This window comes from Cyanobacterium sp. T60_A2020_053 (genome assembly GCA_015272165.1).
Taxonomy (GTDB): domain Bacteria; phylum Cyanobacteriota; class Cyanobacteriia; order Cyanobacteriales; family Cyanobacteriaceae; genus Cyanobacterium.
In genome coordinates, this window is the sequence record JACYMF010000116.1 from 1 (window position 1) to 14027 (window position 14027).

The window sequence follows — 14027 nt, forward strand, 5'->3', positions numbered from 1 at the left end:
ATTACCAATAGGGTGTTTTCTTTGTGTACTATAATTTATTACCAGATGAAGTGCGGAAGGTGGGTTTATAAACTTAAATTTATTAAGTCCTAAAATAAACTCAATTAACTATTTTTTCAAGAATTATTACTACCTATCAAAATCGAAATTAGACAGAAAAAGGCTTCAAAATAAAACCCTCTCAAAGTGAGAGGGGATAAAACTATAATCTAATAGCAAAAATTTTAGTAAGCATCCTGTAACTCGTAAAAATCAGGGGAAATATAATCCTTACGCAAAGGCCAACCTACCCAATCTTCATTCATTAAAATACGTTTGAGATTAGGATGACCCTCATAAATGATGCCATACATATCATAACTTTCTCTTTCTTGCCAATCAGCGCCCTTCCAAATCCAATAAACCGAAGGTACTTTAGGGTTTTCACGGTCTAAAAACACCTTAATTCTTACCTCTTGAGGTTGAGTAACATTATCATCAATTTTGATTAAATGATAAAAACTAACTAACTGCTTTCCAGCGCCCAAATCAAAAGCGCCTTGACATTGCAAACAATTAAAACCGTAAGCATATAAAGCCGTGGCAATAGGTAAAAGATACTCAGGTTGAACCTCAATTAACTCTATACCAGAATGATCCTTTTCCAAAGATTGATTCTCAAAACCATTAGTTGTTAACCATTGCGAAGTTTCTCCAGCTTGGACAATCTCGGTAGCTTCTTGGTTTTCCGTTTGATTTGCTTGATTTTCCTCAGTCATTCTTTTAAACCTCCTCTTTTACGGTAGCAGTTTCTAAAACTGGATTAACAGGCATACCCATAGCGCCCGCCAACTCAGCCGGGGGAGTGTAACGGGATTCACTACGCAAATATTTGCCATCCAAAATAGGATCAACTACTTTGAGATTATGGGTGGTGCTATAGTAGCGGTTAGTTTGACTTTGTACCGTTGCCCTTTCTTGTATAGACTCATTAGCAACTTTTTTTCTCAACTTAATAATAGCATCGAAAATCGCTTCAGGACGAGGAGGACAACCCGGAATATAAACATCCACAGGGATTAACTTATCCACACCGCGCACCGCCGTAGTTGAATCACTGCTAAACATACCGCCGGTAATAGTACAAGCACCCATGGCAATAACGTATTTTGGTTCGGGCATTTCCTCATATAAACGTACCAAGGCGGGCGCCATCTTCATGGTGACAGTTCCAGCAGTGATGATTAAATCAGCCTGACGGGGGCTAGAACGAGGTACGAGACCAAAACGATCAAAATCAAAACGAGAGCCAATCAGCGCCGCAAATTCGATGAAACAACAAGCCGTACCATAAAGCATAGGCCAAAGACTAGACAACCTAGCCCAGTTGTGAAGATCATCCACAGTGGTTAAGATAATATTTTCGGATAAATCCTGTGTTACCTGACTTCTAGCGATGGGATTAAGAAGTTTCTCTTTAGCGTTATTTTCGAGGGTAACTAAATCAGGGTTACTATTGCTCATAATAATTTTAGTTAAATTGCTTTACTTTCTCTTTTATTTTAACCTCAAGAGTTTTCTTCGTGAGGAATTGACGAAATACATTTAATAGAATTTCCTCCCTTTCTCCCTTTCTCCCCTTCTCCCGTGCTTCCCTTTCTCCCCTACCAAAACAAATAAATGTTGACTTCGATAATCAAACTTATGACCATTCCAAAGCGCCCTTGCGCCATGCGTAAACTAAGGCTACGACCAAAATGGCAATAAAAATTAACGCTTCAACGAAAGCGAGTAAACCGAGAGTATTAAAAGCCACCGCCCAAGGATAGAGGAAAACAGTTTCCACATCAAACACCACAAAAACGAGGGCAAACATATAATAACGGATATTAAACTGGATCCAAGCCCCCCCAATGGGTTCCATCCCTGATTCATAGGTAGTGCGTCTTTCTGGACCACCGGTAGCAGGACGTAATAATTTTGATGCTGTTAGTGCTAAAATTGGTACAAGACTACTAACCAATAAAAAACCTAAAAAGTATTCGTAACCATTAAGAACAAACATGAGTTAAGTTAAATTGTGTCAATTTATGATTAAATTTCATCTTGGTATATTATATGTTGTTTGTGTTAAAATCGGGCGCAATCATTTGAGTTATGAATTATGAGTTATGAATTATGAGTTATGAATTATGAGTTATGAATTATGAAGTTTTAAGCTAAGACGCATTTAACTTACCGTTTATACTAAGTCTTAAAAATAACTGAAACGCTTACCCATTGCCTGTTGCCTGTTGCCTGTTGCCTACCTCCACCAGTAAACTTAAATGCAAACTAGCTTAATACTCATCATTGGTACGTAAATTATCCATTGCCCATTGCCCTTTGCCCTTTGCCCTTTGCCCATTATCAATTTTTCCCTGATAAAATATATTTAAGTGAAATTTCCCGACGGGGATCAAGACTGAACACAAATTAACGAATCATAATTAGTAAAAAAACGTGTCATCAACTACTGTGAAAGTAATAACCAAATCACCGAAACAAAATAAACCTCTTGATTTTCTCTGGGGTGTCACCAAAGTGGCAGGGGGAACCTTTTTGGGTTTAAGTCTTTTCACCACTTCAGTAGTAGCAGGTGGTTTGGTTGGGTTGGCAATCAGTTTTCGTAATCTACCTGATGTGAGAGTGCTAAAAAATCATGTTCCGGCACAAACTAGCTACGTTTATGATATTAAAGGCACTCTATTAACCGGCTTTCACTCAGAGGAAAACCGCATTTTAGTTAATTTTGAGGATATTTCTCCTGAATTGAAACGGGCAGTTTTAGCTATCGAAGACAGTAATTTTTATACTCATAACGGGGTTAATCCTTATAGTGTGGCACGGGCGCTGGTGGTTAACTACCGTAGTGGAGATGTGAGGGAAGGCGCTTCAACCCTCACCATGCAATTAGTCAAAAATCTGCTTCTTACTCCCGAGCGTAGTTTTTCTCGTAAGTTAGCAGAAGCCGTGTTGGCAATGCGTTTAGAACAAGCATTTGAGAAAAACGAAATATTCGATATGTACCTCAATAACATCTATTGGGGTCATAATAATTATGGTGCAGAAACTGCCGCTCGTAGTTACTTTAATAAATCTGCTTCAGAATTAAATCTCGCTGAATCTGCCATGATGGCAGGAATTATCCAAGCGCCCGAAGTTTTCAGCCCTTTCAATGATTACCCTTTAGCTAAACAGCGACAGGCGCTGGTGCTTAACCGTATGACAGAAATAGGCTGGATTACCCCTCAAGAAGCGGAAGAAGCTAAAAAAGAACCTTTACTGATCGGCAAACCCCAAGCATGGCAACAAAGCAAATTACCTTTTATTACCGATGCCGTCAGACGAGATTTAAATGAACGTTTTGGCTCTGATTTACTGCTCAGAGGAGGAATCAATGTGCAAACTACCATTGATTATCAAATGCAGTTGAGGGCGCAGGAAGCGGTACAAAAAGCCCATCGCAACCTGTTGGGAAGGGGAACAAATGCCGATCAAGTGGCACTGGTAGCCATTGATCCTCGTACTCACTTTCTCAAAGCCATCGTCGGGGGTGTGGACTATGAAGAAAGCCAATTTAACCGAGCGTTACAGTCACGGCGCCAACCCGGCTCAGCGTTCAAACCTTTAGTTTTTTATACTGCCTTTGCCTCAGGAAAATATACCCCATCCAGCAGTATAGCTAATTTCTCTAAGGGTTATCGAGATGGTTCAGGTCTTTATCGCCCCCAAAACTACGGCGGTAGTCTAGGAGGTGGGAGTGTCAGCATCAATGACGCTTTACGTTTATCTCTTAATATTCCAGCCGTTGTTTTAGGTCAAGAAGTAGGTTTAGATAATGTTATTAAAGTGGCAAAAACCCTTGGGATAGAAAGCCCTTTACAACCCGTTGTATCTCTTCCCCTTGGTCCTATTGGTGTTACCCCCATGGAAATGGCTGGAATGTATGCGACTTTTGCCAGTAATGGTTGGCAATCTGAGACTACAATGATACTACAAGTTAAAGATCGTTTTGGGAATGTTCTCATTGACAATACCCCTAAACCACAATTAGTTTTGGATGAGTGGGCAACAGCTACTTTAACTACTGTAATGCAGAATGTCATCCGTAATGGTACAGCTACCAATGCTAATATTGGCAGACCTGCGGCGGGTAAAACTGGTACAACCAGTGGTGAAAAAGATGTCTGGTTTGTGGGTTATGTACCACAATTATCCGTTGCTGTGTGGGTAGGTAATGATGATTTTAGTAAAACGTTAGGGCGAGGTGTGACGGGAGGAACTCATGCGGCACCCATCTGGCGTGATTTTATGCGTATGGCTTTAGCTAATGAACCTGTGTTACAATTCCCCGCCGCTTCTCAGTTTCCGCGCCCTGAACCTGATGAAAAAAAATAATGAGTGAGTAAGGCAGACCCTAGATAAGGCACTATTTCTAAATCCACTTCCCCACCCTAACATTTAAAGAGAAAAAGAGCGAGAAGCCCAATCACCACAGCGCCCGACAGCGTCTAACCAACGCTCGTATAATAATTTACGTTGACTATCCTTAATTTTTGGTTCAAAAATAGTGCTTTTGGTTTCCAACTGCTGAATTTCATCTAAATCACGCCAAAAACCGGTGCCTAAACCAGCAAAATAAGCCACACCGCGTGCGGTTAATTCAATTTCCGTTGGTCTTTCCACAGGAATCCCCAATAAATCCGCTTGGAATTGCAACAAAAAGTTACTTTGAGTAGCGCCCCCATCCACTTTCAATAACTGTAAGGATTGCCCCGAATCCTGCTCTAAACTACGCACTACGTCACATACCTGAAAAGCAATACCTTCTAGGGTGGCGCGCGCTATATGAGCTTTTGTCGTGGCGCGACTAATACCCACAATAGCACCTCTAGCATATTGATCCCAATAGGGCGAACCCAAACCAGCTAAAGCAGGAACAAAATAAACATCCCCCGTATCAGCCACAGACTCAGCAAGGCTACTAATATCACTAGCTTTGTCGATAATCCCTAAACCATCCCTTAACCAAGTAATAGCAGCGCCCGCCGACAAAATACTACCCTCTAAACCGTAGGTAATTTCACCATGCAAACTCCAACAAATAGTTGATAATAAACTTTTTTCAGAAGGTACTAAATTTTTGCCCGTGGGGGAGATCAAAAAACATCCTGTACCATAGGTATTTTTAGCGATACCGGGGTGAAAACCCGTATGACCGAAAGTTGCAGCCTGTTGGTCTCCTGCCACCCCAGCGATGGGAATTTCTGCCCCAAAAATATCCCCATCAGTATAAGCAATAATACCGCTCGAATCGCATAACTGAGGCAAAATTGACATGGGTATATCAAATAATTCCGCCAGTAAAACATCCCACTTCACCTTATTAACATTCAAAAGCAAAGTCCGAGAAGCATTACTAACATCGGTAACGTGGGTTTTTCCCCCTGTCAAGTTCCAAATCAACCAACTATCAATGGTGCCGAAGGCTAATTTTCCTTGACTTGCTAACTCCCTAGCGCCCTCCACCATGTCCAAAATCCATTGTACTTTACTGGCAGAAAAGTAAGCATCCAATAGTAAACCAGAGCGACTTTTGACTTCTTTTTGTAAATTGCGACCTTTTAGATCATCAATTACCGATGACGTGCGCCGATCTTGCCACACAATAGCATTATAGATCGGCTTACCCGTGTCTCTGTGCCATACTACGGTGGTTTCTCTTTGGTTGGTAATACCAATGCCTTCGATTTGATTTAAACTGATTTTCCCTTTTTGACATACTTCTGTCACCACTGTTAATACAGATTGCCAAATTTCGAGGGCATCGTGTTCCACTTCCCCCGGATTAGGATAATATTGGCTAAACTCTTGGTGGGCGCTGGCGAAAATATGACCGTTTTTTTGGAATAAAATCGCCCTTGAACTGGTTGTGCCTTGATCTATGGCTAAAATATATTTTGTCATTGTGTTTATTAATACAAACTATGGCGATCCTACTAAATCCCTTGTTTGTTAAGCAACATTATTAACAAAATATAACGTTATGTACCAATGCTAAATGAGTCGTGGCAATTAAGTTAGTAAAAAAGGCAAGAGGCAACGGGTAAAAGGCAACAGGGATTGATTTTTTATGAATGATTTAGGACTGCTATATTTTGGACAATGCAAAATTACCAGTGATAAAAACTTCTTACTTTTTACTTATTACTTTTTACTTGATCACCCCTTAATTTCCCTAATCTTTTTCGTCATTAAAACTACGAAAAAAATTACAGTGGGAGTTAACACAATGGGTAAAGCTAGATCAGTTTGATTAAGTAAATTAAAATTACTTAAAACATATTTAATAAAAAAAGATACAACGGCAGAAATTAGGAAAACTTTAGCGATAAAAAAAAGATTGTTATTGACCATAACAAGATAATTGCCGTGAAATTTATTGTAATTTTTTCTTGATAAAAGTAACCAACTGATTAATTTGTTTTTTCATTTTATTCACTTCCCCTTCTAAATGGGCAACTCTGGCGGTGAGTTTTGCCACATCTTCACCACCAGCAGAAGTAACTTTTGCCATTGGTTGAGAGTCTGACTCTTCTTGCACAAGTTTAGCTAGTTTCTTCGATCTTTCCATGGCATCTCGAATGCCTTGTACTAACTGTTTTGGATCGAAGGGTTTTTCGAGAAAGGCGAAAAACTCAAAAGGTTCAGGTATTTTATCGGTTACTTCATCTTTTCTACCTGACATGAGAAGTAAAGGAATGGCTTTCAATTTCGGATTACTCTGAATTTCTTGATAAACTTCCCAACCGCTCATTTTCGGCAAAAAGAAATCCAACATAATGATATGAGGGTTACTGGTTTTAATTAATTCCATGCCTTGCGCGCCGTCTTTGGCTTCTACTACATCGAATTTACCTTTTGGTAACATTTCTTTCACAGTACGTCTGATCACCATACTATCGTCAATCACTAAAATTTTATGGTTTGCCACGAAATTTCTGCTCCTTTTTTTATTACTAACCAGTATTGTAAAACTGTATCAATTCTATAGGCAAATTAGTTATTCTAGAAATAAGAAATAATTTTTTTTAGTTTTATGACATCAAGGGTAATGCCCAGCGCCCTCCTCCCCAGTTGGTTAAAAGCGCCCATCGGCAAAGCATCGGAAATTTCACAGGTACAAAAAATCGTCAAAGAAAGACAAATCCATACTATTTGCGAGGAAGGGCGCTGTCCTAATCGTGGGGAGTGTTATAGTCAGGGTACAGCAACATTTTTGTTAATGGGTCCCACTTGCACCAGAAGTTGCGCATTTTGTCAAGTGGATAAAGGTCATGCGCCCATGCCCCTCGACCCAGAAGAACCGCAGAAGGTGGCAGAAGCTGTTAAATTACTAGGTTTAACCTATGTGGTGTTAACTTCCGTTGCCCGTGATGATTTAGGGGATGGGGGCGCTGGTTGGTTTGTGACGGTAATGGGTGAAGTGCGCCGTCTTAATCCTCAAACAAAAATGGAAGTTTTAACCCCTGATTTCGGTAACGATGAAGCCAAACAAGCCCAACGGGTAGCAACGGTTGTTAAAGCTAATCCTGCTTGTTATAACCATAACCTCGAAACCGTAGAACGTTTACAAAATCCCGTGCGTCGGGGAGGGCGCTATGGGCGCTCGTTAAGGGTACTAGAATTAGTTAAAGAATTTAACCCCAAAATTCCCACTAAGTCTGGTTTAATGCTCGGTTTAGGGGAAACCAAAGAGGAAATTATTAAAACTCTACAGGATTTAAGGGCGGTAAATTGTGATCGCCTTACTTTAGGGCAATATATGCGCCCTTCCCTCGCCCACTTACCTGTGGAAAAATATTGGACTCCTGAAGAATTTACCGAATTAGGGGAAATTGCCGAAAACTTAGGTTTTAATCATGTGCGGAGTGCGCCTCTCGTGCGCAGTTCTTACCATGCGGGAATATAAAAAAGCCCCTCACCCACTGGGAGAGGGGTTGGGGTGAAAGCTACCAACTAGATTTAACCACACCGGGTAATAAACCTTTATGAGCCCATTCTCTAAGTACATTACGAGATAAACCAAAGTCACGATAATAACCTCTAGGTCTGCCTGTTACCCAACAACGGTTACGTTGGCGCACGGGAGAGCTATTGAGGGGTAATTTTTGTAGTTCGCGCTGAAGTTGTAGTTTTTCTAGGGGGTCTTCGGCTAGGCGAAACTGTTCTTTCAATTCTGCTCTTTTGTCGGCATATTTTGCGATTAATTTTGCACGTTTAGCCTCTCGTGCAATCATTGATTTTTTAGCCATTTAAAATTATTTTTTAGTATAAACACAGCAAATTATATCATAACCAATTTTTATCTCTCATGGCTAATATGTCAGTTTTTTTTGTTCTTTTAATGTCTCACGCAAAGACGCAAAGACGCAAAGTTTTCTGTTTGGAGATATTTAGTTTTTTCGTCACGTTCGATGATAAGAAAGGAGTTGTAGCTATTTTGAAGAAAGAATCAATGTCTGTTAAAAGTTATCTCCATGAGTCTTTATTTGTTTGACCACAATGTTTAAGACTGTTATAGTTAAGGTTTAATATTTTTTTCTAATTTACTTAATTTATTTTATGCTTAGTTTATTGATTTGGTTTGCCGTTTTAGGAAGTTTGCTCATAGCATTTTTACCTCAAAAAACAAATAGTAATAATTCTCGTAGTTTAGCTCTATTTTTCTCATTAGGCACAATAATTATTAATGTAATTATTGCTTTTAAGTTTCGTACAAATATATTTGATGTTCAACTAAATGAACACCTGAGTTGGTTAAGCTGGTTAGGTTTAAGCTATGATTTAGGCATTGATGGGTTATCTTTTCCTCTTATTTGTCTCAATAGTTTGCTTACTTTTATTGCTGTTTATATCACTCGAAAAGACTTACCAAGAACTAGATTTTATTATAGTTTAATTTTGATTTTGAGTGCTGGGGTGACGGGCGCTTTTCTTGCTCAAAATTTACTATTATTTTTCTTATTTTACGAAATAGAAGTAGTTCCTTTATACTTTTTAATTGCTGTGTGGGGGGGCGCTAAAAGAGGTTATGCTGCCATGAAATTTTTACTCTACACGGTGGCTTCTGGTTTTTTTGTTCTCGTATCTTTTCTCGGTTTGGTGTGGTTAAGTGGTGAGTCTAGTTTTGCTTTAGCGCCCCTCACCGCTAATACTTTACCCGTTGCTACCCAAATTCTTTTACTAATCCCTCTGTTGATTGGCTTATTCATCAAAATTCCTATTTTTCCTTTCCATACTTGGCTACCTGATGCCCACGTTGAAGCTAGTACACCTGTTTCAGTTTTATTAGCTGGAGTGTTATTAAAATTAGGCACTTATGGCTTGTTAAGATTTGGGGTAGGTTTATTTCGAGATGGTTGGATGGTATTAGCGCCTTATTTAGCGATATTAGCAGCCGTTAGCGCTTTGTATGGGGCATCGTGCGCTATTGCCCAACAAGATATGAAAAAAGTGGTTGCCTACTCGTCTATTGCACACATGGCTTATATCTTACTTGGTGCAGCGGCAGCTACGGAATTGAGTTTACAGGCTTGTATTTTACAGATGATTAGTCATGGTTTAATTTCGGCTTTACTGTTTATCCTCGTGGGTATTGTTTACCAAAAAACTGGCAGTCGTGATGTAAGCTATCTTCAGGGTTTATTAAATCCCCAAAAAGGACTTCCTATCACCGGTAGTTTAATGATTTTAGCAGTGATGGCTAGTTCAGGTATTCCCGGTATGGTAGGTTTTATTGCTGAATTTCTCGTTTTTCGGGGCAGTTTTCCCGTTTTCCCTATTGCTACTTTACTTTGTTTAGTGGGAACCGGTTTAACGGCTGTTTACTTCCTTTTGATGGTTAACAAGGTATTTTTCGGGCGCTTGACTATGGAGTTAAGTAATTTACCGAGAGTGTTATGGAGTGAAAGGCTACCTGCCATTTTTTTGGCATTATTAATTATAATGTTAGGTTTACAACCTAACTGGATGTTGAAATGGAGTAAAACTCAAGCCACTGTCATGGTGTCACAAGAAAGACAATTGATAATTGACAATGGATAATATGAAGCTCGGATAATTAGTTACAAATAGATTATGTCTTCGCAATTTACCCACCGTGTAATGAATTACACGGCTAATGGTATCTCGTTCAATAAATTGAACTAAGATTGTTTTTAATTGATTTATAAGTGATCGCGCAGCGGCAGCCTTCGGCTGATCAAGCGGACTTGATATTATATCAAGTTCGGATAATTAGTTACAAATAGATTATGTCTTCGCAATTTACCCACTAGTGTGGAAATCAAAAATAATTGATATAAAATAGCAATTTATGGAAAATGATTATTATGGCAAAATCTTTGATTTATAGGCATTTCACCTAAAACCTGACACCCGAAACCTGACACCTCTCCTCACCAAAATACTGGTTACTTTTTACTTAAAACCCAGCGCCCTCCTAACTAACAATAGAAACACAGAGACGACTATCATTAAGATATTCACAGGCTACCTGTTGGATGTCGTCACTGGTGACATTTTTAATAGCTTCGGGGAAATTTTGGTCATATTCGATACCCAAACCAACGGTTTGATACCAGCCGAGAGTTTGGGCTAATTCTCCATTGGTTTGCTTACCCAGCGCGTACTGCCCCAGTAGTTTATTTTTACTATTTTGCAATTCTTCTGGGATTAAGGGAATTTCTCTCAACCGTTGCACCTCATTTTTTAAACCCGTTAAGCCTATTTCTAAGTTTTCCGGCGCACTCCCCATATACAAGACAAATTGAGAAGTAGCGATGCGAGTGGGATAAAATGCCGACACATCGTAGGCTAATCCCCGTTTTTCACGCAATTCCACAAACAATCGACTGGATAAACCATTCCCTAGATAGGTGCTTAATAATTTTAAGGTAGGATAATGGGCGTTACTCATTTCGGGCGCTAAATACCCTAACATCATCATGGTTTGTTGGTTAGATTGATTGATTTGTTGATATTTTGCCTGTGGAGTGGGAATAGTTACGGTGAAGGGCGCTGGATTTTCCCTCGGTTTTGCCCAATCGCCAAATACTTCGTTAACCAAAATAGTAGCCCTTTCTAAATCAATATTACCAGCTAAACTAATGACAAGATGATCTGGTCTAATATATTGTTGATGACAGAGTTTTAAATCATCTACAGTTAAATTATTAACGGTTTCCGTTGTGCCGAGGAGGGAATAACCGTAGGGATGGTGGGCGCTGTATAACATTTCCTTCAGTTGATTAAAGGCAACGTTGAGGGGTTGCTCTTGTTGTGAGAGAATATTTTGTATGGTAATCTTTTTTTCGAGGTTGACTTCTGAGGAAGGAAAGGAAGGATAACGTAGTATTTCCCCGGCTAAACTGAGAATATCAGCAAAATCATCGGTAACGGTTTTGACACTGACGACAAAATAATCAGTAGAAGTATTAACACTTAAACCAGCGCCCTTCGACTCAATTATTTCCGCTATGTCTAGGGAAGTGCGCTTTTTTGTGCCTTTAGCCATGACACTGGCGAGAAGATTAAATATCCCAGCTTGAGAAGGTGATTCCCAAAGACTTCCAGCATGACGGCAAAAAATGCGCCCGGCAATAATTTCTGTGGTGGGGTTGGGGATAACAATTAAAGTAATGCCGTTGCTAAGGGTGGTTTGTTGTATGTGTTTTTCTGCTAATTTGACCATTAATTTGTTTAGCGTTAGTTAGTTTTAAGTAAAAAGTAAGAAGTAATGAGTAATAAGTAATGAGTGACGGGAAAACAAAAATTCATAATTCATAATTCATAATTCATAATTCATAATTCATTCACCCTTTTAACTTTGCCCTTTAAAACCTTTGCCCTTTTAACAGTAAACTAAAGTGAGAGCCTATTAGTAAAATTACCATGAAAATTCGCCGTCAACAACCAGCGCCCTCCATCGCCATTGAAAATCTCAGTTATGAAATAAAAATCCCCGATAGCGCCCCTCGTCATATCCTAGAAGAAATCGTTTGGTATAAAGAGCGTGAAATAGCCATAATGCGTGAGCGCACTCCGTTGTCAGATTTAAGAGTACAAATTAACCAACTTACTACTACTCCCAAAAACTTTCTTCACGCCTTACAAAATAGCGCCCGTCAACCAGCCTTAATCGCCGAAGTGAAAAAAGCCTCCCCTAGCAAAGGGGTTATTCGTGCAGATTTTGATCCAGCTACCATCGCCCAAGCCTACGAAAAAGGAGGCGCTAACTGTTTATCAGTTTTAACAGACCGAAAATTCTTTCAGGGTAGTTGGGAAAACCTCGCCATCGTGCGTCAAGCGGTCGATTTACCCCTATTGTGCAAAGAATTTATCATTTATCCCTACCAAATTTATTTAGCTAGGTTGAAGGGCGCTGATGCGGTGCTATTGATTACCGCTATTTTGAAAGATAGTGACTTAAATTATTTTCTCAAAATCATTCACGGCTTAGGCATGACGGCATTAATTGAAGTTCATACCCTAGAAGAGTTAGACCGAGTTTTAAGCCTTGACGGTGTGCAATTAATCGGTATTAATAATCGTAACTTAGCTGATTTTTCCGTCACTTTAGACACCACCAAAGCAATTTTAGCCCAGAGAAAAGACATTATTAAACAAAAGAATATCACCATGGTTAGTGAATCTGGTTTACATTCCTCCGCCGATCTTGATTTTGTCCGTGTGGCGGGCGCTGATGCCGTTTTGATCGGAGAATCATTAGTTAAACAAGATGATATTACGGGCGCTGTGCAAAATCTTTATAAATCAAACACTTGAGCATAATGATTATTGGTTAAAACCTTTGCCCCACTTAGTTCAATTCATTGAACGGGATACCATTAGCCGTGTAATTCATTACACGGTGGGTAAATTACGAAGACACAATATTGAAATAACCCATTGTCAATTATCTATGGTTACCTTACCAAAACGGCGCTCCCGTTGCTGATAATTAACCAGCGCCCTCCGCAACTCATCACGGTTAAAATCGGGCCAAAGAGTCTCAGTAACATACAATTCCCCGTAAGCCATCTGCCACAATAAAAAATTACTCAAACGCATCTCCCCACTGGTGCGAATCAATAAATCAGGGCTAATAATTCCCTTCGTATAAAGACAACTTTCAAACAAATCCTCATTTATATCATCAATATTAATCAAATCATCCTTAACCTTTTGGGCAATGTCTCGACAGGCTTGGAGTATTTCTTGGCGCGCGCCGTAATTAGTAGCGACATTAAACTGAATCCCTTTATTATTAGCAGTTTCAGTCATCGCATGAGCAACTTCTTGTTGTAAAGAAGAAGGCAACATAGCTAAATTGCCCACAAACCGAATGCGCACATTTTCCGTCATCATTTCTGCCAACTCCTTGCGTAACACGCGCTCAAAAAGAGTCATCAAAAAATCAACCTCATGGGGAGGGCGCCCCCAATTTTCCGTAGAGAAAGCATAAGCCGTTAACACCTCAACCCCCCAATCATCACAACAACGCAACAAATCCTTGAGAGTATCCACTCCCCTTTGATGCCCAAAAATACGAGGAAGATTACGTTGTTTCGCCCAGCGCCCGTTACCATCCATAATTACTGCGATATGGCGAGGCATCTTCGCTAAATCTAAATCAGGGGGGAAATTAATCAAACTTTGCGCCACATTCTTTATTACAATAACTATCCTTTCTAATATACCTTGATTTGAGCAATCAATAATTCAGAATGTGGAATTTAGAATGTAGAATTAATGACACAGTGGGTAATGACACCAACCTAACTTGAACCTCCCCGACCTAAAGGTGCGAGGATTCCCATATAGACTCTTATCTAGGCTTGGCTTTGTAGCCTCACCCCCGACAGAACGCCATTACTGGGCTGTTTAATTACGGTAGTTCCTACCGCACTTGTTTCTTTTTTAGTCAGCCCACATTACTGGTT

At 39.7% G+C, this 14027-nt stretch carries 13 protein-coding genes; 4 read left to right on the plus strand and 9 right to left on the minus strand.

Annotation, left to right across the window (positions count from 1 at the left end):
- Positions 1–224 precede the first annotated feature (224 nt).
- The 3 genes from IGQ45_15595 to ndhC form a co-directional block, all read right to left on the minus strand.
- On the minus strand, positions 225–758 hold the full coding sequence (locus IGQ45_15595; GenBank protein MBF2058591.1) for an NAD(P)H-quinone oxidoreductase subunit J: 534 nt from the start codon (positions 756–758) through the stop codon (positions 225–227).
- A 4-nt stretch (positions 759–762) separates the two neighbouring features.
- On the minus strand, positions 763–1503 hold the full coding sequence (gene ndhK, locus IGQ45_15600) for a photosynthetic/respiratory NAD(P)H-quinone oxidoreductase subunit K (GenBank protein ID MBF2058592.1): 741 nt from the start codon (positions 1501–1503) through the stop codon (positions 763–765).
- 178 nt (positions 1504–1681) lie between these two features.
- A complete protein-coding gene (gene ndhC, locus IGQ45_15605) occupies positions 1682–2044 on the minus strand; it encodes a photosynthetic/respiratory NAD(P)H-quinone oxidoreductase subunit C (protein MBF2058593.1) in 363 nt (120 codons plus the stop codon).
- Positions 2045–2481: 437 nt separating this feature from the next.
- Here ndhC and IGQ45_15610 point away from each other — a divergent pair, with 437 nt between their 5' ends.
- A complete protein-coding gene (locus IGQ45_15610; protein MBF2058594.1) occupies positions 2482–4419 on the plus strand; it encodes a PBP1A family penicillin-binding protein in 1938 nt (645 codons plus the stop codon).
- 63 nt (positions 4420–4482) lie between these two features.
- Here IGQ45_15610 and glpK read toward each other — a convergent pair whose 3' ends face one another.
- The 3 genes from glpK to IGQ45_15625 all read right to left on the minus strand — a co-directional run bounded on the left by glpK (position 4483) and on the right by IGQ45_15625 (position 7015).
- Complete coding sequence (gene glpK / locus IGQ45_15615) at positions 4483–5988, minus strand: glycerol kinase GlpK (GenBank protein MBF2058595.1); 1506 nt, start codon at positions 5986–5988, stop codon at positions 4483–4485.
- Positions 5989–6243: 255 nt separating this feature from the next.
- Positions 6244–6438 carry a hypothetical protein gene (locus tag IGQ45_15620; GenBank protein ID MBF2058596.1) on the minus strand — a complete coding sequence of 65 codons (195 nt, stop codon included), beginning with the start codon at positions 6436–6438 and terminating at the stop codon, positions 6244–6246.
- Positions 6439–6460: 22 nt separating this feature from the next.
- Positions 6461–7015: a response regulator gene (locus tag IGQ45_15625; protein MBF2058597.1), complete on the minus strand. Its 555-nt coding sequence runs from the start codon at positions 7013–7015 to the stop codon at positions 6461–6463.
- 105 nt (positions 7016–7120) lie between these two features.
- Here IGQ45_15625 and lipA point away from each other — a divergent pair, with 105 nt between their 5' ends.
- The gene (gene lipA, locus IGQ45_15630) at positions 7121–7993 is read left to right on the plus strand and encodes a lipoyl synthase (GenBank protein ID MBF2058598.1); all 873 of its coding nucleotides are present in this window, start codon (positions 7121–7123) and stop codon (positions 7991–7993) included.
- A 40-nt stretch (positions 7994–8033) separates the two neighbouring features.
- On the opposite strand, the gene rpsN is transcribed toward lipA, so the two are convergent.
- Positions 8034–8336, minus strand: coding sequence for a 30S ribosomal protein S14 (gene rpsN, locus IGQ45_15635; GenBank protein MBF2058599.1), 303 nt, complete (start codon positions 8334–8336; stop codon positions 8034–8036).
- 310 nt (positions 8337–8646) lie between these two features.
- On the opposite strand from rpsN, the gene IGQ45_15640 reads away from it, so the two are divergent.
- A complete protein-coding gene (locus IGQ45_15640; protein MBF2058600.1) occupies positions 8647–10128 on the plus strand; it encodes an NADH-quinone oxidoreductase subunit M in 1482 nt (493 codons plus the stop codon).
- Between the two features lie 397 nt (positions 10129–10525).
- On the opposite strand, the gene IGQ45_15645 is transcribed toward IGQ45_15640, so the two are convergent.
- Positions 10526–11776, minus strand: coding sequence for an insulinase family protein (locus tag IGQ45_15645; protein ID MBF2058601.1), 1251 nt, complete (start codon positions 11774–11776; stop codon positions 10526–10528).
- Between the two features lie 200 nt (positions 11777–11976).
- On the opposite strand from IGQ45_15645, the gene trpC reads away from it, so the two are divergent.
- On the plus strand, positions 11977–12870 hold the full coding sequence (gene trpC / locus IGQ45_15650; protein ID MBF2058602.1) for an indole-3-glycerol phosphate synthase TrpC: 894 nt from the start codon (positions 11977–11979) through the stop codon (positions 12868–12870).
- Between the two features lie 126 nt (positions 12871–12996).
- Here trpC and IGQ45_15655 read toward each other — a convergent pair whose 3' ends face one another.
- Positions 12997–13749, minus strand: a complete 753-nt coding sequence (locus IGQ45_15655; GenBank protein ID MBF2058603.1) for an isoprenyl transferase — start codon at positions 13747–13749, stop codon at positions 12997–12999.
- Positions 13750–14027: the final 278 nt, after the last annotated feature.